We start from the raw sequence: 21,910 nt of genomic DNA, 5'->3' as shown, positions 1-21,910 counted from the left end.
ATGTGTGGTGATTTCGTTTCCACTACCGCCCCCAACTGTCCGTCGACTGGCGTTGCGGGACAATAACGAAGAGAGGGTCAGGCTTTACTGACGAATTCCCGATACGCGGCGACGACCCGTAGAAAATCCTCCATGCCGCACAGGGATAAACTCTCTTCATCGTAATAACTCATCCCCTCTTCCATCTCATCGCCGGAAAAATCCAGCTGATTGGCGCGAATCATCACCTCTTCGCCGTCCATCCAGATCGTGTATTCATGCCCTGCTCGTTGCCAGGAGCGTTCGCTGCCTTTGACCGTACGCGCGGCTTGTTCTACTTCATCCAGTAGCGATAGGTTGTCTTTAACCTCTTCATTAAACCAGTGACCGACCACCTCGTGGCCCATCGACATTCGTACTTTTACCCCTCCGGTAACGTCGCGCAGAAATTCGTAATCCATAATTGTTTTCCTCTGCCCTGGCAATGCGCCAATACCGCATTGCGCCTTGAGGTAATTATCGCAGCACGGTGAAAGAAAAACAGCGGGGCGCACAAAAGATAAAATAAAAATGCCAAAACGGTTTATTATTCATACAGAAAGTCACTCTAGCGCTTCAATATATCTACACGCGCTCCGACAAAGTGCTACGTGCCGCACCGTGGGGTATTGAGTCTCCACGACTGACAAACTCGCCGTTAGCGAAGCGCGATCTGGAAGAGTATTTATTTAATGAATGTGCTTTTCATATGCAGCCGTAATCAGTGGCGCAGCCCCACGGCGGAACAGGTGTTTCGCCGCTATCCAGGCCTTAGCGTCCGTTCCGCCGGCACCAGCCGCAACGCCAAAAAAAGCGTGTCGTGCGGGTTACTTCAGTGGGCTGACGTTATCTGCGTTATGGAGCAGAAACATAAAGACCGGTTGATGGCTGAATATCGTCGTATTATTGAAAATAAGCCCCTGCACGTACTCGATATCCCCGATGACTACCGCTATATGGACCCTGAGCTGGTCAGGCAACTGGAAGAGCTGGTGCCGGACATGCTGGGGATATAGACATTACCGATAGCTGCAAGAAAATTTCCCTCATCCATCACGTTTACATTCACTTAATCTCCGTTAAGCGAAAACTCGACGACAAATTTCACATCAGGCAGCGCGCCGTTTAGATGACCTTTTATTATGCGCCGGAAGAGCGCAGTCATTAAAAACGGCTGCCCCTCATCCAGTTATAGCATTACCAGCCCGGTGTCCCTCTGGCGTTTTTTCAGAAATCATCAATACCCTGCCCACGCCGACGCCTGCTAGTCTTTCAGACGCTTCCTTATCATCCGGGTCGTTGTCATGAAATTGTTGGCTACTTGATAAGCGCTTTTCAACTGAGCTCCAGCAATGGGCGATATCAGCAGAGAAGCCGTAGTGAGTTGTATTTTTTGTCAGACGGTTGAAGGAAAATTCAGGAAGGATACATTATGTCTGTATTTCGACGAATAATTTATCATAGCGGTTGGTTTATTCTGTTTGGGCCGTTAATAGGCGCAGCCATCGCGATAGGTATCATAAACTTTTTACCCGCCATTATTGGCGGACCAGACTCATTTTTGTTCTATTTCTGCAGAACAATACCAGAATTAGTGATTATTACCGGCTGGATATACAGTCTCCTCCCCGCATGGTTAACCGGTGTCGCCTGCGCGCTGATACCCCTGAAATTATATCAAAAAATAATTAACAGGATGATCCTTTGCGCCATTGCAGGTGGTCTGATCACGACGCTGTTTAATTTTGCGCGATATGATTTTGACATAAGCATACTGCCATTAATATATGGTGAAGTATTGATTATGCTTATTCCAGCGATTGTAGCCGGGACAATAATGGGCGGGGTAATTACGTATTTGCCGGGGCTACGGGAAGTGAAGCGTAATAATAAATAAGAAGCGCCATTCGGGCCCGGGAATCCGGGCCCGTCTCTGTTACACCGCCGTCTGGAAAATCACGCCGTCCGCTTTCTCAGTGTACTGAGAGAGCTGGTCGAAGTTCAGGTAACGGTAGGTATCCACCGCCGCCAGCTCCGCAGAAGCCGGAAAACGATCTGTCGATGACCTTTTATTATGCGCCGGAAGAGCGCAGTCATTAAAAATGGGGAGTCTCACATCACCAGCCCGGCCCCTCCATCACGGGCATGAGTTTCACAATATTCTCCAGTACCAGTGGCGTGTGGTGATCTGAACTTAATGCCAGTAAAACATCACCTGTGACAACAATTTCTTGGTTTAACAAATCGTCGCCGTACTGTACTTTAACTCTTTCTATGATCTCATCGCTCAACAAGAGTTGCACTTGCCCATTCCAGTCGGCTGTCTGCATGTCGGCATCCTGGACGCAGGTTAACGGTTCTTCGAGTTTAACCACCCAATAACGCTGCGCGCCGCTTTTTTGCTCTGCCAGTATTCCGCGCAATGACACGGTATCGCCTTCCCGCACGCAACGCTGTTGCCGTTTTTTCGCCATTTCTTCAACCGTTTTGACTGGCAAAATGTCGGTGCTGTGGTTACACCAGGCCAGTGAGCTTTGGCGACTAATGCCCTGAAATTGAGGAACGGGCAACCACCATGTGTTATTAGCGTCTTTCTGCAATACCACATCCAGCTTTTTACTATCCTGACTATACCAGTCAGCATCGGCATTGGCAGGTTCGCCACAAAAATAGGCATATTTTTGCGCCGCGCATAGCTGCGTCACCACGAAGGATGGCACAGGCGTATTATTCAGCGTTGTTTTACGATTAAGATCGCCAACGTAGTTTTCACGTACCGCGTCAAGCAGTTGCGTGCGCAACGGATCGCCTTTTTCTACCGGCAGGCAAGCTGCGATGCGCCCGTACTGTTTCACCAGCGCGCGTAATTCCTGTGACTTCAGGTCAACATTCCCGGCAAAGTGGCACTTCGCTTGCTCCGGCGCGCTAAACTCTTCATCCAGGTAAACCGTACTCACCCACCCTTCGGTACCGCTGTCCAGCAGAATACGATCGAAGAGATAATATTTATCATCTTCATCTTTAATATACTGACCGTCAGTATCTTTTAGCAGGCCGCAAAAATAGGCCAGTTCGCGCGTCTCGTTGATTTCAATCCGCTTGATATCGAAGCGGGCGTTTAATAGCCCAATCTCCTCGCGTAGCGTTAATGCAATAGCGCCGCGTGGATTTTCATCAGGCTTCAGCGGGAACATATCTGATGCATATAAATTGCAACAAACCATCATCAACACCAATATAAAATAACGCATGAACGTGACCGTCGAAAAATTGCATTGAGGGTGCCATAATAGCGCTTTGCGTTATTATCAGTAATCATTTGCTCATGAAAAAGATCGCGTTCGGTTTCCCGTTATTGCTGGCAGTATTGCCTCATCCGGCGCAAGCCAATGAGGCCGTGGCGAATAGTTCATTGCATTTACTGGCACAGAGCGATATTCAACTGGCGAAAGAGCGTCTGTTAATTGAACGCGAGCGGATTAATGCTGTTTATTTGTTTGTGAATCCGACCGCGCAGGATATTATCGTTCCTGTCGTTTTCCCCATGCCGCCGCTGTCATTTAGCGACGTTGACGAAGCCGGTGAAGATTACATCCCCGGCATCCGCAACATTAAAATCCGCGTCGATGGTCAGATCGTGACCCCGCAACCACGCTGGACCGTAGTACTGAATGCTCCGCAGGAAGAGATCACCGATAAACTTCAGCAGGCTGGCTGGACGGTGGAGCAACTGATCGCCGCGCTAAGCGACGGTGAATTTTCGCCTCCGCCGGATCTCCCGGCGCTGCCGCCGGAATGGTTTAAGGATAATCAGCCGCAGTTTACTATCCAGCGCAACTTCATCTGGCAGCAGAGCTTTCCGGCGGGGAAAGCGGTGACTATCCACCAGGTTTATACCCCGAGCGTGTCACTCAGCGCGCTAATGTCAACGGATGAACTGGACAATGACAACACCTGCCCGACGGCGGAAAACCGCCAGCAAATACAGCAGGCGCTGGATCAGTTAATGACGAAGCAAGGCCCGGCAGGCGCTTTGGGGCAAAACCGGATGGATGTGGTGCTAACCGGTGATCCCGCGTGGAAAGAGGGGGACATCGGCGAGTTTACGCTGCGCCTTCACGGCGACGTGATCACCACCTGCTTTCAGCCGCCGCTGACGCGGGTTAACGCCACTACGCTGGAATTTAAGCAGAAAAATTTCCGGCCTGCGGAAAATCTGGCAGTGACGTTTTATTCTTTATCGTCTATGTACGAATGATGGCATAAAACGCTTTACTCACTCAAATCCACGAGCGCATGAAGCGTCTTATAATTAAAAATCCACCAGGTAGAAAGAATTTCACCCTGCTGGTAAAATTCATAATCACTCTCGCCATTTGGCGACTTCAGTTTTATGACATCCCCCATCTGTTTCCAACGGGCATAAGGCGCCTTGTTATTCATTGATTTGAGATTCTGTACCATCGGTTCGCAGCGCGCGCACATTTTTGCGTTACCGTCATCGTAAAATGCCATCATCCCACCGTTAGTAACGTGTAAATACTGTAATTTAGCCGCCGCATCAGCGTTGCCGCATAGCATCAATAGCATTCCTATAACCCATAGCTTTCTCATTCACTTTATTTCCGTTAAGCGAAAAATATTATCCAGTAACAGCGGCGTATGATGCGAGGCGCTCAGCGCCAGAAAAATATCGCCGCCGACGCTGACTTTTTTACCGACCAAATTGTTGAGCGATTCCCGCTCTTGTGGGGTTAGCACCAGTTGCATCGTCTGGTTCCAGCCAGGCTGCTGCTTATTGGCATCGCGCACGCAGGTAAGGGGGCTATCCGGGGTCAGGGTCCAGTAAGCGGACTCGCCGTCACCCTGCTGGCGAAGCGTGCCGGTGAGGTTAACGGTGTCTCCCTCCACCCTGCACGCCTGCGCCAGTTGCGCTAAATCGGTTTCTCGCAGCGTGCCATCGCTATAGTACCCGCCGCTCACTTTAGATTGTTGTGTCAGCAGGTTGTTTTCCGGCTGCGGGCGCCACACGCCATCCGGGGATTTTTTCAACACGACGCGAAGCCGATTATTGGCGTCATCATGGATAAAAAAACTCGTTTTATCTCCCGTCGCCTTACCCAAAAAGTAAGCATAATCTTCCGTGGCGCAAAGGTCTTCGACGATAAATTTTACCGTCGGCAGCGGGCCGTTAAGGGTTAAGCTATTGCTGTCGCCAATATAACTGGCGCGCAGGCCGTTCAGAATATCGCTTCGCAGCGGGTCGCTGGCTTTTACCGGCTGGCAAATATTTTTGCGCCCTTGCGCGGCGACCTGCTCACGTAAGAGCGCAGACGTTAACGGTACGTTTTTACCATAATGGCAGTGAACATCCTGCGGCGAAGCAATGGTTTTATCAAAGCGCACAACGCTGCCCCAACTCCAGCGATAACCTATCGCCATCACGCGGTCATAAAGATGATATTGATTTTGCCCATCCGTCAGAAAATTATCGTTTTTGTCTTTTATTAAGCCACAAACGTAAGCAATGCTACTGTTTGCTTCAATCCGCCGCAGGTTAAACAGCCCATCCTCAAGCCCTTCTTCATCGCGCAGCGACAGGGCAATATATTTGCGCCAGGTATCACCTTGTGGCAATGGTTTTATTTCTTCGGCAAATGTATTTTGGCAAATTATTAATAATAAAAATAAATAATACCGCACTTTTCTTCCCTCGAAAAACGGCACTCGCCGGATTATGATAATGATTATGTTTCGGACATGGAATGCACTGGTATGACATATTTTAAGTGGCTGAGCGTACTCCTGTGTTTTATTACCAGTTACCATGCTTATGCAAACGACTCGGCGGTCGGGGAAACCAATGGTTCCATTGAATTTCTGCAACAAAATGAGATCAGTATGGCGAAAGAGCGATTGTTGATTGCCAGCGATCGTATCAATGTCGATTATGTATTTATTAATCATTCGGCGCAGGATATTACCGTTCCGGTAGCCTTTCCGATGCCGGCTATTTCCCAAAGATATATGGGAGATAGTACAGAAGGTATTGCCAACTTTAAGATCAGCGTGGACGGTAAACCGGTTAAAAGCGAGTCCCGCTGGCGAGTCATCCATGACTTAGGCGGTAAAGGTGAAGAAGACATTACGGCGAAACTACTGCAAACCGGCTGGACGATCCCACAGCTACGCCATGTCCTCAATCGCGAGGGCAAAGCCTCTATTGAAGAAGGATATAAAGAGGGAAAACAGCAATTACCGTCAGAGTGGTTTGATGACGGCTATCTGAATATTGCCGTTCAACAATATTTTATCTGGCAACAACGTTTTCCGGCGGGCAAGGAGATCGTTATTCACCACTCATACACGCCCAGTACGTCCACCGGCGTGCCTGACAGCCTTGACAGTCTTCTTGGTGATGAGTTCGGCGATCAATGCCTGACCGCCGCCACTCGCAAGGCGTTAAAACAGCTGGATGCAGGAATAAAATATAAAAACGAGGACGGTAGCGCGAATATCGGCTGGGGCTATCTGGGCTATATTCTGAAAACTGGCGCTAACTGGAAAGAGGGTGTCATTGGCGACTTTACCTTGCGCATTCATAAAAAGGATGAGACTGAAGTGGTCGTCCCCTGCTTTAATTACCCGCTAAAACAAATTGATCCGTTAACCCTGGAGTTTAAACAAAAAAACTTCAAGCCCGATGAAAACCTGGATATCCATTTTTATTACGATTCTTCGCTGTAAAAACTGGCCCGGAAATCCGGGCCACTCACTTTTATACCGCAGTCTGGAAAATCACACCGTCCGCTTTCTCAGTGTACTGAGAGAGCTGGTCGAAGTTCAGGTAGCGGTAGGTATCCACCGCCGTCTTATCCACCTGCGCCACAAAGGTCTGGTACTCTTCCGGCGTTGGCAGTTTGCCGATCAGCGCTGCAACCGCCGCCAGCTCCGCAGAAGCCAGGAAGACGTTCGCACCGGTACCTAAACGGTTCGGGAAGTTACGGGTAGAAGTGGAAACCACCGTCGCACCGTCAGCCACACGCGCCTGGTTACCCATACACAGGGAACAGCCAGGGATCTCAATACGCGCACCGCTCTTACCGAACACGCTGTAGTAACCTTCTTCGGTCAGCTGCGCGGCGTCCATACGGGTTGGCGGCGCCACCCACAGGCGGGTTGGCAACTGGCCTTTGTGGTTATCCAGCAGCTTACCAGCCGCGCGGAAATGGCCGATGTTGGTCATGCAGGAGCCGATGAACACTTCGTCGATCTTCTCGCCCTGCACGTCAGACAGCAGACGCGCGTCGTCCGGATCGTTCGGCGCACACAGGATTGGCTCTTTGATATCCGCCAGATCGATGTCGATCACCGCCGCGTATTCCGCGTCGGCATCGGCTTCCAGCAGTTGCGGGTCCGCCAGCCATTTTTCCATGCCCTGGATACGGCGTTCCAGCGTACGACGGTCGCCGTAGCCTTCCGCAATCATCCACTTCAGCAGGACGATGTTGGAGGTCAGGTATTCAACGATCGGCTCTTTGTTCAGCTTGATGGTACAACCCGCAGCGGAACGCTCGGCAGAAGCATCGGTCAGCTCAAACGCCTGCTCCACTTTCAGATCCGGCAGACCTTCAATTTCCAGAATGCGGCCAGAGAAGATGTTTTTCTTGCCTTTCTTCTCAACGGTCAGCAGGCCCTGTTTGATGGCGTACAGCGGGATGGCATGGACCAGATCGCGCAGGGTGATGCCCGGCTGCATTTTGCCTTTGAAGCGTACCAGAACGGATTCCGGCATATCCAGCGGCATCACGCCGGTCGCGGCGGCAAACGCCACCAGACCAGAGCCCGCCGGGAAAGAGATACCAATCGGGAAACGGGTATGGGAGTCACCGCCGGTCCCCACGGTATCTGGCAGCAGCATACGGTTCAGCCAGGAGTGGATCACGCCGTCGCCCGGACGCAGAGAGACACCGCCACGGTTCATAATGAAGTCTGGCAGCGTGTGGTGCGTGGTCACGTCAACCGGCTTCGGATACGCGGCAGTGTGACAGAAGGACTGCATCACCAGGTCAGAAGAGAAGCCCAGGCACGCCAGGTCTTTCAGTTCGTCACGGGTCATCGGGCCGGTAGTATCCTGAGAACCGACGGAGGTCATCTTCGGTTCGCAGTACGCGCCCGGACGGATACCTTTCACGCCGCAGGCGCGGCCCACCATTTTTTGCGCCAGCGAGAAGCCACGGCTGCTTTCCGCCACGTCTTTTGCCTGACGGAATACGTCGCTGTGCGGCAGGCCCAGCGCTTCACGCGCTTTGGTGGTCAGGCCACGGCCGATAATCAGCGGAATACGACCACCGGCGCGTACTTCGTCGATCAGCACGTCGGTTTTCAGTTCGAAGGTTGCCAGCAGTTCATCGGTTTCATGATTGCGCACTTCGCCTTTGTACGGGTAGACGTCAATGACGTCGCCCATATTCAGCCTGGATACGTCCACTTCGATTGGCAGCGCGCCCGCATCTTCCATAGTGTTGAAGAAGATAGGTGCAATTTTACCGCCAAGGCACAGGCCGCCGCCGCGCTTGTTCGGTACATGAGGGATATCGTCACCCATAAACCACAGCACGGAGTTGGTCGCTGATTTACGGGAAGAACCGGTACCCACCACGTCGCCCACGTAGGCCAGCGGGAATCCTTTTTTCTGCAATGCTTCGATTTGTTTGATCGGGCCGACAACGCCTGGCTGATCCGGCTCAATGCCTTCACGGGCGTTTTTCAGCATCGCCTGCGCATGTAACGGGATATCCGGTCTCGACCACGCATCCGGCGCCGGAGAGAGATCGTCGGTATTCGTTTCGCCGGTCACTTTGAAAACGGTGACGGTGATTTTTTCCGCCAGCGGCGGACGGCTCAGGAACCATTCGGCGTCGGCCCAGGATTGCATCACCTGTTTGGCGTATTCATTGCCCGCTTTGGCTTTCTCTTCTACGTCGTAGAAGTTATCGAACATCAGCAGGGTGTGAGACAGCGCTTTGGCCGCAATCGGCGCCAGTTTCGCATCGTCCAGCGCATCAATCAGCGGATGAATGTTGTAACCACCCTGCATAGTGCCCAGCAGTTCAATGGCTTTTTCTGGGGAGACCAGCGGGGAGGTGGTGTCGCCTTTCGCGACAGCAGCGAGAAAACCGGCTTTAACATAAGCGGCTTCATCTACGCCAGGAGGAACGCGGTTGATCAACAGGTCTAACAGGAATTCTTCTTCGCCCACAGGCGGGGTCTTCAGCAGCTCGACAAGCGCAGCCATTTGGGTTGCGTCTAAAGGTTTTGGCACAATCCCCTGGGCAGCACGCTCAGCTACGTGCTTACGGTATTCTTCTAGCACGACGATATCTCCTCGCTCTCATTGTCATAATGCGGCGCTTTTGTTGATGGGCGATTCTCTTCACGCTCCTGTGAGACAGTAGTTAGTAGGGTAAATGCCCGGTACCGCATAAGGCACAATAACAGGATTTTCTTTAAGTGTTAATCTGTTTACAAAAAAGCAACATAAAAAAGTGGCTGAATCGTTAAGGATGGTCTAATGCTCTACTGAGACGGGAGCTGCAGCCATAAATGCTTACCTCATTTCGTGCTTTGATCGTCACGTAACGTTATCGATCCCAACATTAGCTAAAAATTAAACTATCGTCCCTTTATACTCACGCGAAACTGCACCCCGTCGGCGGCAGGCATAATGACCATAGCGATTCTCTGGAATCGGGAGAGATAAAATGACGTTGCCCTTTAAACCCCATCTCATTGCCCTTGTGTGCAGTGCCGGGTTATTTGCCGCTTCGGGCGTACTGTATGTTAAAAGCCGCGCTCCCGAAGCGCCCGCGCAGGCGGCAGCTCCCGCCTCTGAGCCAACGCAGACCGCTGTGCCCGCGCCTGTCGCGAAAACGACCTTTACCACTGCGCAAATTGATCAATGGGTCGCGCCTGTCGCGCTTTATCCCGATGCCCTGCTGTCGCAGGTGCTCATGGCCTCCACCTACCCGGCGAACGTGGTTCAGGCCGTCCAGTGGTCGCGAGATAACCCCACGCTGCAGGGCGATGCCGCTATTCAGGCGGTGGCCAGCCAACCGTGGGACCCCAGCGTCAAATCGCTGGTCGCCTTTCCCCAGTTGATGGCGCTTATGGGCGAGAATCCGCAATGGGTGCAAAACCTGGGCGATGCGTTCTTAGCCCAGCCACAGGATGTGATGGATGCGGTGCAAAGGTTGCGTCTGCTCGCTCAACAAACCGGTTCGCTAAAATCAACGCCGCAGCAAACCGTCACCAGCGTGCCGAAGTCCAGCGCTTCTACCGCCGTCACGACGACAACAACCACCACCACATCCGCCAGTACGCCAGCGACACCGTCGACCGTCATCAAAATTGAACCCGCGAATCCGCAGGTGGTGTACGTGCCGAACTATAACCCCGCGACGGTGTATGGCGCCTGGCCCAATACCGCTTATCCGCCGGTGTATTTACCGCCCCCTCCGGGGCAGCAGTTTGCCGACAGTTTTGTTAAAGGTTTTGGTTATAGTCTGGGCGTCGCCACCACCTATGCGTTGTTCAGCAGCATAGACTGGGATGACGACGATCATCACCACCATGACGACGACCATCATGATGATGATTACCATCATGGTGGTAGCGGTTATCAACATAATGGCGATAATATCAACATCAATGTCAATAATTTCAACCGGATATCCGGGCAAAACCTGCCGGGCCAAACGATGGGCTGGCAGCATAATCCCGCCTGGCGCAATGGCGTCCCCTATCCGAATAATACCGTTGCGCAACAGTTCCATCCCACCAATGTTAGCGGCGGGTTAAGCGCAACGCAGCAAGCGCCAGTGTCTCGCGACAGTCAGCGCCAGGCGGCCATGGCGCAATTCCAACAACGCAGCCATACATCACCCGCTAACCTGTCAGGCGAGACATCCCGCGATAGACAGCGCAAAGCGGCATCGCAGCAGTTAAATCAAATTGCCCAGCGTAATAATTACCGTGGCTATGACGGAACACAAAACAGCAGTCGTCGCGAGGCTGCGCAGCAGACACTGAATAAATCCACCACGCAGCAGCATCGTTCCGAGCTGAAGGCTAAAGCCCAGCAGCACCCTGTTTCACAGCAGCAGAGAGACACCGCCCGCCAGCGTATTGAATCCTCTACGCCGCAGCAGCGTCAGGCATTTCGCCAGAATATGCACGCCAATGTGTTTAGCGGGAACGACAGTCGATCGCCGTCATGGCAATCGCAACAGCTACGCGGCCTGGAAAGCCGTCGCGGCAGTCACTTAAACACCGAGCAACGCGCCGCCGCGCGGGAACATTTTTCTGAACATCATGAATTTCATCGCCGTTAACCGGAGCAGATAATGAAAAAGGTTATGTTAAGCGCTCTGTTACTGTCGTTACCCTTGCTGGGCTACGCGCAGGAACGGTTCCCCTCCCCGGAAGCGGCCGCCAGCGCCTTCGCCGCGGCGGTAGCCGGAAAAAACGAAACGCAGCTTACCGCGCTACTGGGCGATGACTGGCGGCAATTTCTGCCGCCGGAAGGTGCCGATCCCGAGGCCGTGGCCCGCTTCAATCGTGACTGGCGCGAAGGCCATCGCATTGTACAGAAAGACAATACGGCGCACCTGAATGTCGGACGAGAAGACTGGCAGCTCCCGGTGCCCATGGTGAAAGAGACTGGCGGCTGGCGCTTTGATATGGCGGCAGCCGGGAATGAGATCCTCACCCGTACTATTGGGCGAAATGAACTTTCTACCTTACAGGCCATGCATGCTTACGTTGATGCGCAGCAGGATTATTACTTACAAAACCATCGCTGGGCGCACAGGATAATCAGTAGCGAAGGCCAAAAAGATGGCCTGTACTGGCCAACCAAAGCAGGCGACGTCCCCAGTCCGTTAGGCCCAAACTTTAGCCCCGCAGCGCCAGACGAGGGTTACCACGGCTACCATTTCCGTATTATCAGCGATAACGACGGTCACGGCGCGGCGCTTCTGGCCTGGCCGATGCATTACGGCGAAACCGGGGTGATGAGTTTTATGGTCAACCAGGACGATCGTATTTATCAGGCGGATTTAGGCAAGGAGACGGAGAGTAAAGTTCAGGCTATCACGCGTTTTGCGCCAGACGCGCAGTGGCAGGTCGCCGAATAACCCGTAAGCGCCTGGCGTTATCGCCAGGCCATGATCATTAGCCCTGATGCGGCATTAATTCCGGGTGGCCTTGTACCGGCGGCTTGTTGCTGGTCAGCGCGGCTTCATCAGCCTGAATGCTGCCGGAATTGGCCGCCCATACGCCTTCATGCGTGTGGGTGATCTGCTGATGCTGCGCATTCAAATCCTCGCCCATTGCCGCAATATGCGTGCTTTCCGTACCGCCGCTGTTAGTCGCCCAGGGGATGACGGGATCGCTGGCAAATGCCATGCCGGAAATCAACGTCGCAGTTAGCGCTGCTGTTGTCAGAAAAAGTTTCATATATCAAACCTCATAATTAGCTCGCTATTATTTTATAGCGTTACTAATTTCAGGGTGATGACAAAGTAAGGAGAGGTATTTCTTATGAAACAATTAGTTGGTCGAAAATGACAAACAAAGGCACTACCGACGGCATAAGCTTTGAAAAACGCACTGCTGCGGAAAAGATAAATTTTGCGGTTTCGTTATCCTTCGCCATCATTTGACACATCTGATTTGCCATGCATAAAAAAAGCGGCTGTAAAGCCGCTTTTTTGTATCGGGTGGCGCATTGCCACCTACAGAAGATTATTTCTTCTTCGCTTTCGGGTTCGGCAGGTCGGTAATACTACCTTCGAACACTTCAGCAGCCAGACCGACGGACTCGTGCAGAGTCGGGTGCGCATGAATGGTCAGCGCGATGTCTTCCGCATCACAGCCCATTTCGATCGCCAGACCGATTTCACCCAGTAGCTCGCCGCCGTTGGTACCGACAATCGCCCCGCCGATCACGCGGTGAGATTCTTTGTCGAAAATCAGTTTGGTCATACCGTCTGCGCAGTCAGAAGCGATAGCACGGCCAGAAGCTGCCCACGGGAAGGTGGCGGTTTCATAGCTGATGCCTTTTTCTTTCGCTTCTTTCTCGGTCAGGCCAACCCATGCCACTTCTGGCTCGGTGTACGCGATAGACGGGATAACTTTCGGATCGAAGTAGTGTTTCTTCCCGGCGATAACTTCAGCGGCAACGTGGCCTTCGTGAACGCCTTTATGCGCCAGCATCGGCTGACCGACGATATCGCCGATAGCGAAGATGTGCGGCACGTTGGTGCGCAGCTGTTTGTCGACGCGGATAAAGCCACGGTCGTCAACTTCCACGCCAGCTTTGCCCGCGTCGAGGTTTTTACCGTTCGGCACACGACCGATCGCTACCAGAACCGCATCATAACGCTGCGCTTCAGCCGGGGCTTTTTTGCCTTCCATCGAAACGTAGATACCGTCTTCTTTCGCTTCAACGGCAGTTACTTTGGTTTCCAGCATCAGGTTGAATTTCTTGCTGATGCGCTTGGTGAAGACTTTAACGATGTCTTTATCAGCCGCCGGGATAACCTGGTCGAACATTTCAACCACGTCAATCTCTGAACCCAGCGCGTGGTATACGGTACCCATTTCCAGACCGATGATACCGCCGCCCATGACCAGCATACGCTTCGGTACTTCTTTCAGTTCCAGAGCGTCGGTAGAATCCCATACGCGCGGGTCTTCATGCGGAATAAACGGTAATTGGATCGGACGAGAACCTGCCGCGATGATCGCGTTGTCGAAGTTGATCACGGTTTTGCCGTTTTCGCCTTCAACTTCCAGGGTGTTCGCCCCGGTGAATTTACCCAGACCGTTGACCACTTTCACTTTACGGCCTTTGGCCATACCCGCCAGACCGCCGGTCAGCTGCGTGATCACTTTCTCTTTCCAGGTACGAATCTTGTCGATATCGGTTTTCGGCTCACCGAAGACGATACCGTGTTCAGCCAGCGCTTTGGCTTCTTCGATAACTTTTGCTACGTGCAGCAGCGCTTTAGAAGGGATACAGCCGACGTTCAGACAAACACCGCCAAGGGTGCTGTAGCGTTCTACAATTACGGTTTCCAGACCTAAATCAGCGCAACGGAAAGCGGCAGAATAGCCTGCCGGGCCCGCCCCAAGTACCACGACCTGAGTTTTGATTTCAGTACTCATCATGACCTCTTTATTTGTATCCGGCGGTCCGGGGTACTTGATCGCCCATCATCCACCGGGTCGTTCTATCCGCCCGTATCTTACAAAATTGTTAACAATTTTGAAACAACAAACGGATCACGAATTATCGCTTTCGCTAATAACCTCACAAACTCCATGAGATTATCAAAAAAAAGCCGGCCGTCGGGCCGGCTTTTTCGCTTACATCACCAGACGGCGAATGTCAGACAACATATTGTTGATAATGGTAATGAAACGCGCACCATCAGCACCATCGATCACACGGTGGTCGAAGGAAAGAGAGATAGGCATCATCAGACGCGGCACAAACTCTTTCCCATTCCACACCGGTTCCATCGCCGACTTAGAAACGCCGAGGATAGCCACTTCCGGCGCGTTAACAATCGGCGCGAAGTGGGTAGTTCCCAGACCGCCGATGCTGGAGATAGTGAAGCAACCACCCTGCATTTCGCCAGCGGTCAGCTTACCATCACGCGCTTTTTTGGAGATGGTGGTCAGTTCACGAGACAGCTCGGTCACGCTCTTCTTATTCACGTCTTTAAAGACCGGAACCACCAGGCCATTCGGGGTATCAACCGCCACGCCGATGTTGATGTATTTCTTCAGGGTCAGACGCTGACCGTCTTCGGACAGAGAGCTGTTGAAGCGCGGCATCTGTTCCAGAGCAGCGGCAACCGCTTTCATGATGAAGACCACTGGCGTGTATTTCACATCCAGTTTGCGCTTCTCAGCTTCGGCGTTCTGCTGTTTACGGAACGCTTCCAGATCGGTGATATCGGTTTTGTCGAAGTGCGTAACGTGCGGGATCATCACCCAGTTACGGCTCAGGTTCGCGCCAGAGATTTTCTGGATACGGCCCAGTTCCACTTCTTCAACTTCACCAAACTTGCTGAAGTCCACTTTCGGCCACGGCAGCATACCCGGGATACCGCCGCCAGTTGCTGCCGGAGCCGCTTCTGCACGTTTGATAGCGTCTTTCACGTAAGCCTGAACGTCTTCGCGCAGAATACGGCCTTTACGACCGGTGCCTTTCACTTTCGCCAGGTTGACGCCAAACTCGCGCGCCAGACGGCGAATCAGTGGGGTAGCGTGAACGTAAGCGTCGTTTTCAGCGAACTCAGATTTGCCTTCCGCTTTGGCAGCCGGGGCAGCAGGCTTCTCAGCTTTCGCCGCCGGAGCCGGCGCCGCCGCTTCCTGTTTAGCCGGAGCGGCCGCAGGCGCTGCGCCTTCTACTTCGAAGACCATAATCAGAGAACCGGTTTTCACTTTATCGCCGGTGCTGATTTTGATTTCTTTCACGGTGCCCGCGAACGGCGCAGGAACTTCCATAGAGGCCTTGTCGCCTTCCACGGTGATCAGCGACTGTTCAGCGGCAACTTTATCGCCGACTTTGACCATCACTTCGGTGACTTCAACTTCGTCGCCGCCGATATCCGGTACGTTAACGTCTTTCACGCCCGTCGCTGCTGCTGGAGCAGCCGCAGCCGGAGCGGCTTCCGCTTTCGCTGGTGCTGCGGCAGGCGCTGCGCCCGCCACTTCGAAGACCATAATCAGTGAGCCGGTAGACACTTTATCACCGGTGTTCACTTTGATCTCTTTCACGGTGCCCGCGAACGGCGCCGGCACTTCCATAGAGGCCTTGTCGCCTTCGACGGTGATCAGCGACTGTTCAGCTTCAACGGTGTCGCCCACTTTCACCATCACTTCAGTCACTTCAACTTCGTCACTGCCGATATCCGGTACGTGAACGTCTTTCGCCGCTGCCGCAGCAGGTGCTGCTGCCGGAGCCGCTTCTTTCTTCTCTTCTGCCTTAGCAGGTGCAGCGTCGGCTGCACCGTCGGCGGAATCGAAAATCATGATAAGTGCACCGGTCTCGGTTTTGTCGCCGACAGAGACTTTGATCTCTTTCACGACGCCAGCCTGCGGAGACGGGACTTCCATAGAGGCTTTGTCGCCTTCTACGGTGATCAGCGACTGTTCAGCTTCAACTTTGTCGCCCACTTTGACCAGAATCTCGGTGATTTCAACTTCATCTGTCCCGATGTCCGGTACTTTGATTTCGATAGCCATTATTCTTTTACCTCTTACGCCAGACGCGGGTTAACTTTATCTGCATCGATGTTGAATTTGGTAATCGCATCCGCTACCACTTTCTTGTCGATTTCGCCACGTTTAGCCAGTTCGCCCAGCGCTGCAACAACCACATAAGAAGCATCAACTTCGAAGTGGTGACGCAGGTTCTCACGGCTGTCGGAACGACCGAAGCCATCCGTACCCAGTACGCGATAGTCGTCAGCCGGTACGTAAGTACGAACCTGCTCGGCGAACAGTTTCATATAGTCAGTAGATGCCACTGCCGGAGCGTCGTTCATCACCTGAGCGATGTACGGAACGCGCGGGGTTTCCAGCGGGTGCAGCATGTTCCAGCGTTCACAATCCTGGCCATCACGCGCCAGTTCGGTGAAGGAGGTCACGCTGTACACGTCAGAACCTACGCCGTAGTCGTTCGCCAGAATCTGTGCCGCTTCACGCACGTGACGCAGGATAGAACCGGAGCCCAGCAGCTGAACTTTACCTTTGCTACCTTCGAGGGTTTCGAGTTTGTAGATACCTTTACGGATACCTTCCTCGGCACCTGCTGGCATGGCCGGCATGTGGTAGTTTTCGTTCAGCGTGGTGATGTAGTAGTAAACGTTCTCTTGTTTCTCACCGTACATACGCTCCAGACCATCATGCATGATGACAGCCACTTCGTAAGCGTAAGCCGGGTCGTAAGAGATACAGTTCGGGATAGTCAGCGACTGAATGTGGCTGTGACCATCTTCGTGCTGCAGACCTTCGCCGTTCAGCGTAGTACGACCGGAAGTCCCGCCGATCAGGAAGCCGCGAGCCTGCTGGTCGCCAGCCTGCCAGCACAGGTCGCCGATACGCTGGAACCCGAACATGGAGTAGTAGATATAGAACGGGATCATCGGCAGATCGTTGGTGCTGTAAGAGGTCGCCGCAGCCAGCCAGGATGCGCCTGCGCCCAGCTCGTTGATACCTTCCTGCAGAATCTGGCCTTTCTCGTCTTCTTTGTAGTAAGCAACCTGCTCACGGTCCTGCGGGGTGTACTGCTGGCCGTTCGGGCTGTAGATACCAATCTGACGGAACAGACCTTCCATACCGAAAGTACGCGCTTCGTCGGCGATGATCGGTACCAGGCGATCTTTGATCGACTTGTTCTTCAGCATCACGTTCAGGGCACGCACGAAAGCGATCGTAGTGGAAATCTCTTTACTTTGCTCTTCCAGCAGCGCGCCGAAATCTGAAAGTTGAGGCAGCTCTAACTTCTCGGTGAAGTTCGGCTGACGGCTTGGCAGGTAGCCGTGCAGCGCCTGACGGCGTTCATGCAGGTATTTGTGTTCTTCAGAACCTTCCGGGAAGGTAATGTACGGCAGTTTTTCGAGATCAGCATCGGCAACCGGCACGTTGAAACGATCGCGGACGTAACGCACGCCGTCCATGTTCATTTTCTTAACCTGGTGAGCGATGTTTTTACCTTCCGCGGTGTCGCCCATGCCGTAACCTTTAATGGTATGGGCCAGGATTACGGTCGCTTTGCCTTTGGTTTCCTGCGCTTTTTTCAGTGCAGCATAGACTTTCTTCGGATCGTGACCACCGCGGTTCAGCGCCCAAATCTGCTCATCGGTCCAGTCGGCCACCAGCGCGGCGGTTTCCGGATATTTACCGAAGAAGTGCTCACGCACGTAAGCGCCGTCTTTGGATTTGAAGGTCTGGTAGTCGCCGTCAACGGTTTCGTTCATCAGCTGGATCAGTTTACCGCTGGTGTCTTTACGCAGCAGTTCATCCCAACGACCGCCCCACATGACTTTAATAACGTTCCAGCCAGCACCTGCAAAGATGCCTTCCAGTTCGTTAACAATCTTGCCGTTACCGGTGACCGGGCCGTCAAGACGCTGCAGGTTACAGTTGATAACAAAGACCAGGTTGTCCAGTTTTTCACGGGTGGCGATGGTGATCGCGCCTTTGGATTCCGGCTCGTCCATCTCGCCGTCGCCGAGGAAGGCGTAAACGGTCTGTTTAGAGGTATCTTTCAGGCCGCGGTGTTCCAGATATTTCAGGAATTTCGCCTGGTAGATAGCACCGATTGGGCCCAGACCCATAGAGACGGTCGGGAACTGCCAGAATTCCGGCATCAGTTTCGGGTGCGGATAGGAAGAGAGGCCATTGCCGTGAACTTCCTGACGGAAGTTATCCATCTGTTCCTGGGTCAGACGACCTTCCAGGAACGCGCGAGCGTAGATGCCCGGAGAGATGTGGCCCTGGAAGTAAACCAGGTCGCCGCCATCCTGTTCGTTGCGCGCACGGAAGAAATGGTTGAAACAGACATCATAGATCGTGGCGGAAGACTGGAAGGACGCCATGTGGCCGCCCAACTCAAGGTCTTTTTTAGACGCGCGCAGCACGGTCATGATGGCGTTCCAGCGGATAGCAGAACGAATGCGACGTTCCAGCTCCAGATTGCCCGGGTATTCCGGTTCGTCTTCAACGGCAATAGTGTTGATGTAATTACTGGCCCCTGCGCCTGCCGCGACTTTCACGCCGCCTTTACGAGCTTCAGAAAGCAGTTGGTCAATCAGATACTGAGCGCGCTCAACACCTTCTTCACGGATGACCGATTCGATCGCCTGTAGCCAGTCGCGAGTTTCGATCGGATCCACGTCATTTGGGAAACGTTCTGACATGGGGGTATTCCTTATCTATCTAATACGTTGAGTTATCTGGAACCTGTCCCATTAAACTTTCGTCAGAAAGCTTAATAAGACAGGTTCTGCGTTTAGTTGCCGCGCACATTTTTGCGCGTTATTCACAACATCTTCTGGTTAACGTTCTGCCAGAAAAAACTAATTCTTGCGCTGTTCCAGACGGCGTAAAGCGCGTTCACGACGGCTCTCCTCACGGCTTCTGTCCAACATAATCTCTTCGATAAACGCCAGATGGCGGTGTGACGCTTCACGCGCTTCTTCTGGTTTTCCGGCCATAATGGCTTCAAATATACGGGTGCGATGCGTACTCACCAGCGGCAGCATCTCCCGACGCGCATACAGCAATTCGAAGTTCTGCCGCACGTTTTGCGCCAGCATCGGCTCCATACACCTTAGCAGATGAAGCAATACCACGTTGTGCGCCGCTTCGGTGACGGCGATTTGATACTGGAGCACGGCTTCGGACTCGGCATCCAGATCGCCGGACTCTTGCGCCAGCTCAATAGCGTGGTGCAGCTCGCGAATACGGTCTTTATCTTCGTCGGTGCTGCGCAGCGCCGCGTAATAAGCCGCAATGCCTTCCAGCGCATGGCGCGTTTCGAGCAGGTCAAACTGGGATTCAGGGTGATCGGAGAGCAGTTCCACCAGCGGGTCGCTAAAGCTCTGCCACAGGCTGCTCTGCACGAAGGTTCCGCCGCCCTGGCGACGAAGCAACAATCCCTTCGCTTCGAGACGTTGAATCGCCTCGCGCAAGGAGGGACGGGAGACGTCGAACTGTTTTGCCAGTTCACGTTCCGGTGGGAGTTTTTCTCCGGGACGCAATGTTCCCTCAAGGATTAAAAACTCCAGCTGCTGCTCGATCACATCGGAGAGTTTTGGTTGGCGGATTTTGCTGTAGGCCATGATTTCCTGTCTTAAGCCATTTGCCCGGAGTCAATTGGTCTTACCAATTTCATGTCTGTGACGCTAAAGTAACAAAGTATTCACCTTCTGTCCATACAGGTTTTGATTGAAATCAGTAAAGGAGGCACATTTTAACAATTTTACAGAAATCATGTTTCAAAACTGTAACTGTGCACAAATGTTAAATTTACCCACCAGGAGGTAGATTTAACGTATTTGAAACGATAAAAAATCTCATCTGAACCGATTCAACAGTAGATTAAATGCATTTTTATGCATAAATAACGAATAAAAACAAATTAACATCTGTAAGGGAAAATAAAAGGAGGTATTTACAAGTGCTTTCTTTTTACGCAACTCGTCATCACCCCTGCACAAAGCAGGTGCATTCGCGGCCACATACCATTATTCTGATCAAGACGAAAGAGTTGAAGTGACATTTAAAAAAACGAATCTGTAAATAAATCAATACAAAAAGCGGAATTGCAAACTTACACACGCACTACTGCATCGTTCAAAATAAGCGCGTTATGAATAAACCGCGCCCGATACACGAGGTTTTATAATGGACAGTCAGCAGCACGGCGAGCAGCTCAAGCGCGGCCTGAAAAACCGCCATATTCAGCTTATCGCATTGGGCGGCGCGATAGGGACAGGCTTGTTCCTGGGAAGCGCCTCCGTTATTCAGTCGGCGGGGCCAGGAATTATCCTGGGCTATGCGGTTGCAGGTTTTATTGCCTTTCTGATTATGCGCCAGCTGGGGGAGATGGTGGTTGAAGAACCGGTCGCCGGCTCTTTTAGCCACTTCGCCTATAAATACTGGGGCGGCTTTGCCGGATTCGCTTCCGGCTGGAACTACTGGGTGCTGTACGTATTAGTTGCCATGGCGGAACTGACCGCAGTGGGTAAATATATCCAGTTCTGGTATCCGGAGATCCCCACCTGGGCTTCTGCGGCAGCCTTCTTTGTGATTATCAACGCCATCAACCTGACCAACGTTAAAGTGTTCGGTGAGATGGAGTTTTGGTTCGCCATTATTAAAGTGATCGCCGTCATCGCTATGATTCTGTTCGGCGCGTGGTTACTCTTCAGCGATACCGCTGGTCCGCAGGCCACCGTGCGCAACCTGTGGGAACAGGGCGGCTTTCTGCCGCATGGCTGGACCGGGCTGGTGATGATGATGGCCATTATTATGTTTTCGTTCGGCGGACTGGAACTGGTAGGGATCACCGCCGCTGAAGCCGATAACCCGGAACAGAGCATCCCCAAAGCTACCAATCAGGTTATCTATCGCATCCTGATTTTTTATATCGGCTCGCTGGCGGTTCTGCTTTCGCTGCTGCCATGGACTCGCGTCACCGCCGATACCAGCCCGTTTGTCCTTATCTTCCATGAGCTGGGCGATACGTTTGTCGCCAATGCGCTGAATATCGTGGTTCTCACCGCCGCGCTATCGGTTTATAACAGCTGCGTTTACTGCAACAGCCGTATGCTGTTCGGTCTGGCCCAGCAGGGAAATGCGCCGAAAGCGCTGCTGAACGTCGACAAACGCGGCGTGCCGGTGAGCTCCATTTTGGTTTCCGCCGTCGTGACGGCGTTGTGCGTGCTGCTCAACTACCTGGCCCCAGAGTCCGCATTCGGACTGCTGATGGCGCTGGTGGTCTCCGCGCTGGTCATTAACTGGGCGATGATTAGCCTTGCCCATATGATGTTCCGTCGCGCGAAACAGCAACAGGGCGTGAAAACCCGCTTCCCGGCCCTGTTTTATCCGTTCGGCAACGTTCTCTGCCTGCTGTTTATGGCGGCGGTATTGATCATTATGCTGATGACGCCAGGTATGGCGATCTCCGTGTGGCTGATTCCGGTATGGCTGCTCATCCTGGGCGTCGGCTACCTGTGTAAAGAAAAAACGGCAAAAACGGTGAAAGCCCACTGATCGTGGCGTTACTTTTCCGCCCTCCCCGTCC

Annotated in this window: 18 protein-coding genes; 7 read left to right on the top strand and 11 right to left on the bottom strand. The window is 52.8% G+C overall.

Annotated elements, in window-relative coordinates:
• Positions 1 to 77 precede the first annotated feature (77 nt).
• The gene (gene yacL / locus EOS97_RS14390; RefSeq protein WP_000384308.1) at positions 78 to 440 is read right to left on the bottom strand and encodes a protein YacL; all 363 of its coding nucleotides are present in this window, start codon (positions 438 to 440) and stop codon (positions 78 to 80) included.
• A 270-nt stretch (positions 441 to 710) separates the two neighbouring features.
• On the opposite strand from yacL, the gene EOS97_RS14385 reads away from it, so the two are divergent.
• Together EOS97_RS14385 and EOS97_RS14380 are read left to right on the top strand one after the other, a co-directional pair.
• Complete coding sequence (locus EOS97_RS14385) at positions 711 to 1,034, top strand: low molecular weight protein tyrosine phosphatase family protein (protein ID WP_001101535.1); 324 nt, start codon at positions 711 to 713, stop codon at positions 1,032 to 1,034.
• Between the two features lie 416 nt (positions 1,035 to 1,450).
• On the top strand, positions 1,451 to 1,915 hold the full coding sequence (locus tag EOS97_RS14380) for a membrane protein (protein ID WP_000110433.1): 465 nt from the start codon (positions 1,451 to 1,453) through the stop codon (positions 1,913 to 1,915).
• Positions 1,916 to 1,954: 39 nt separating this feature from the next.
• Here the strand turns inward: EOS97_RS14380 and EOS97_RS14375 are convergent, their stop codons facing one another.
• Positions 1,955 to 2,134, bottom strand: coding sequence for a hypothetical protein (locus EOS97_RS14375; RefSeq protein WP_001239175.1), 180 nt, complete (start codon positions 2,132 to 2,134; stop codon positions 1,955 to 1,957).
• Position 2,135: 1 nt separating this feature from the next.
• The gene (locus EOS97_RS14370) at positions 2,136 to 3,212 is read right to left on the bottom strand and encodes a DUF4431 domain-containing protein (RefSeq protein ID WP_001805149.1); all 1,077 of its coding nucleotides are present in this window, start codon (positions 3,210 to 3,212) and stop codon (positions 2,136 to 2,138) included.
• A 131-nt stretch (positions 3,213 to 3,343) separates the two neighbouring features.
• Between EOS97_RS14370 and EOS97_RS14365 the strand changes: the two genes are divergently transcribed.
• Positions 3,344 to 4,276, top strand: coding sequence for a DUF4424 family protein (locus EOS97_RS14365; protein ID WP_000716799.1), 933 nt, complete (start codon positions 3,344 to 3,346; stop codon positions 4,274 to 4,276).
• Between the two features lie 14 nt (positions 4,277 to 4,290).
• Here the strand turns inward: EOS97_RS14365 and EOS97_RS14360 are convergent, their stop codons facing one another.
• Both EOS97_RS14360 and EOS97_RS14355 read right to left on the bottom strand, forming a co-directional pair.
• Positions 4,291 to 4,632 (bottom strand): hypothetical protein, encoded by a 342-nt coding sequence (locus EOS97_RS14360; protein WP_001230267.1) that lies wholly within the window; start codon positions 4,630 to 4,632, stop codon positions 4,291 to 4,293.
• A complete protein-coding gene (locus EOS97_RS14355) occupies positions 4,633 to 5,655 on the bottom strand; it encodes a DUF4431 domain-containing protein (protein WP_223195066.1) in 1,023 nt (340 codons plus the stop codon).
• Between the two features lie 138 nt (positions 5,656 to 5,793).
• Between EOS97_RS14355 and EOS97_RS14350 the strand changes: the two genes are divergently transcribed.
• Positions 5,794 to 6,765, top strand: coding sequence for a DUF4424 family protein (locus EOS97_RS14350; RefSeq protein ID WP_000220796.1), 972 nt, complete (start codon positions 5,794 to 5,796; stop codon positions 6,763 to 6,765).
• Between the two features lie 31 nt (positions 6,766 to 6,796).
• On the opposite strand, the gene acnB is transcribed toward EOS97_RS14350, so the two are convergent.
• Positions 6,797 to 9,394 (bottom strand): bifunctional aconitate hydratase 2/2-methylisocitrate dehydratase, encoded by a 2,598-nt coding sequence (gene acnB / locus EOS97_RS14345; protein ID WP_000888948.1) that lies wholly within the window; start codon positions 9,392 to 9,394, stop codon positions 6,797 to 6,799.
• 388 nt (positions 9,395 to 9,782) lie between these two features.
• On the opposite strand from acnB, the gene EOS97_RS14340 reads away from it, so the two are divergent.
• Positions 9,783 to 11,411: a DUF3300 domain-containing protein gene (locus EOS97_RS14340; RefSeq protein ID WP_023165786.1), complete on the top strand. Its 1,629-nt coding sequence runs from the start codon at positions 9,783 to 9,785 to the stop codon at positions 11,409 to 11,411.
• Positions 11,412 to 11,423: 12 nt separating this feature from the next.
• Entirely contained in the window at positions 11,424 to 12,215 is a 792-nt protein-coding gene (locus EOS97_RS14335; RefSeq protein ID WP_000757452.1) for a DUF2950 family protein, read from the top strand.
• Positions 12,216 to 12,252: 37 nt separating this feature from the next.
• Here the strand turns inward: EOS97_RS14335 and EOS97_RS14330 are convergent, their stop codons facing one another.
• From EOS97_RS14330 to pdhR, 5 genes are all read right to left on the bottom strand, one after another.
• The gene (locus EOS97_RS14330; protein WP_000765363.1) at positions 12,253 to 12,537 is read right to left on the bottom strand and encodes an outer membrane protein; all 285 of its coding nucleotides are present in this window, start codon (positions 12,535 to 12,537) and stop codon (positions 12,253 to 12,255) included.
• Positions 12,538 to 12,825: 288 nt separating this feature from the next.
• Positions 12,826 to 14,250, bottom strand: a complete 1,425-nt coding sequence (gene lpdA / locus EOS97_RS14325; protein WP_001537804.1) for a dihydrolipoyl dehydrogenase — start codon at positions 14,248 to 14,250, stop codon at positions 12,826 to 12,828.
• Positions 14,251 to 14,451: 201 nt separating this feature from the next.
• On the bottom strand, positions 14,452 to 16,341 hold the full coding sequence (gene aceF / locus EOS97_RS14320) for a pyruvate dehydrogenase complex dihydrolipoyllysine-residue acetyltransferase (RefSeq protein ID WP_000963591.1): 1,890 nt from the start codon (positions 16,339 to 16,341) through the stop codon (positions 14,452 to 14,454).
• A 14-nt stretch (positions 16,342 to 16,355) separates the two neighbouring features.
• On the bottom strand, positions 16,356 to 19,019 hold the full coding sequence (aceE, locus tag EOS97_RS14315) for a pyruvate dehydrogenase (acetyl-transferring), homodimeric type (protein WP_000003841.1): 2,664 nt from the start codon (positions 19,017 to 19,019) through the stop codon (positions 16,356 to 16,358).
• Between the two features lie 159 nt (positions 19,020 to 19,178).
• Positions 19,179 to 19,943, bottom strand: a complete 765-nt coding sequence (gene pdhR / locus EOS97_RS14310) for a pyruvate dehydrogenase complex transcriptional repressor PdhR (RefSeq protein ID WP_000331771.1) — start codon at positions 19,941 to 19,943, stop codon at positions 19,179 to 19,181.
• A 562-nt stretch (positions 19,944 to 20,505) separates the two neighbouring features.
• On the opposite strand from pdhR, the gene aroP reads away from it, so the two are divergent.
• Positions 20,506 to 21,879, top strand: coding sequence for an aromatic amino acid transporter AroP (gene aroP / locus EOS97_RS14305; RefSeq protein ID WP_001539002.1), 1,374 nt, complete (start codon positions 20,506 to 20,508; stop codon positions 21,877 to 21,879).
• Positions 21,880 to 21,910 lie beyond the last annotated feature (31 nt).

It is taken from the genome of Salmonella sp. SSDFZ54 (assembly GCF_004010735.1).
Lineage (GTDB): Bacteria > Pseudomonadota > Gammaproteobacteria > Enterobacterales > Enterobacteriaceae > Salmonella > Salmonella enterica.
Note: the sequence above shows the minus strand (reverse complement) of the source record. Positions and strands in the feature narration are given on the sequence as shown.

Excerpts from the sequence above, each read along its gene's own strand:
- yacL (WP_000384308.1), bottom strand. The coding sequence starts at position 440 with ATGGATTACGAATTTCTGCGCGACGTTACCGGAGGGGTAAAAGTACGA.
- EOS97_RS14385 (WP_001101535.1), top strand. The coding sequence starts at position 711 with ATGAATGTGCTTTTCATATGCAGCCGTAATCAGTGGCGCAGCCCCACG.
- EOS97_RS14380 (WP_000110433.1), top strand. The coding sequence starts at position 1,451 with ATGTCTGTATTTCGACGAATAATTTATCATAGCGGTTGGTTTATTCTG.
- EOS97_RS14370 (WP_001805149.1), bottom strand. The coding sequence starts at position 3,212 with ATGTTCCCGCTGAAGCCTGATGAAAATCCACGCGGCGCTATTGCATTA.
- EOS97_RS14365 (WP_000716799.1), top strand. The coding sequence starts at position 3,344 with ATGAAAAAGATCGCGTTCGGTTTCCCGTTATTGCTGGCAGTATTGCCT.
- EOS97_RS14360 (WP_001230267.1), bottom strand. The coding sequence starts at position 4,632 with ATGAGAAAGCTATGGGTTATAGGAATGCTATTGATGCTATGCGGCAAC.
- EOS97_RS14350 (WP_000220796.1), top strand. The coding sequence starts at position 5,794 with ATGACATATTTTAAGTGGCTGAGCGTACTCCTGTGTTTTATTACCAGT.
- EOS97_RS14340 (WP_023165786.1), top strand. The coding sequence starts at position 9,783 with ATGACGTTGCCCTTTAAACCCCATCTCATTGCCCTTGTGTGCAGTGCC.
- EOS97_RS14335 (WP_000757452.1), top strand. The coding sequence starts at position 11,424 with ATGAAAAAGGTTATGTTAAGCGCTCTGTTACTGTCGTTACCCTTGCTG.
- EOS97_RS14330 (WP_000765363.1), bottom strand. The coding sequence starts at position 12,537 with ATGAAACTTTTTCTGACAACAGCAGCGCTAACTGCGACGTTGATTTCC.
- lpdA (WP_001537804.1), bottom strand. The coding sequence starts at position 14,250 with ATGAGTACTGAAATCAAAACTCAGGTCGTGGTACTTGGGGCGGGCCCG.
- aceF (WP_000963591.1), bottom strand. The coding sequence starts at position 16,341 with ATGGCTATCGAAATCAAAGTACCGGACATCGGGACAGATGAAGTTGAA.
- aceE (WP_000003841.1), bottom strand. The coding sequence starts at position 19,019 with ATGTCAGAACGTTTCCCAAATGACGTGGATCCGATCGAAACTCGCGAC.
- pdhR (WP_000331771.1), bottom strand. The coding sequence starts at position 19,943 with ATGGCCTACAGCAAAATCCGCCAACCAAAACTCTCCGATGTGATCGAG.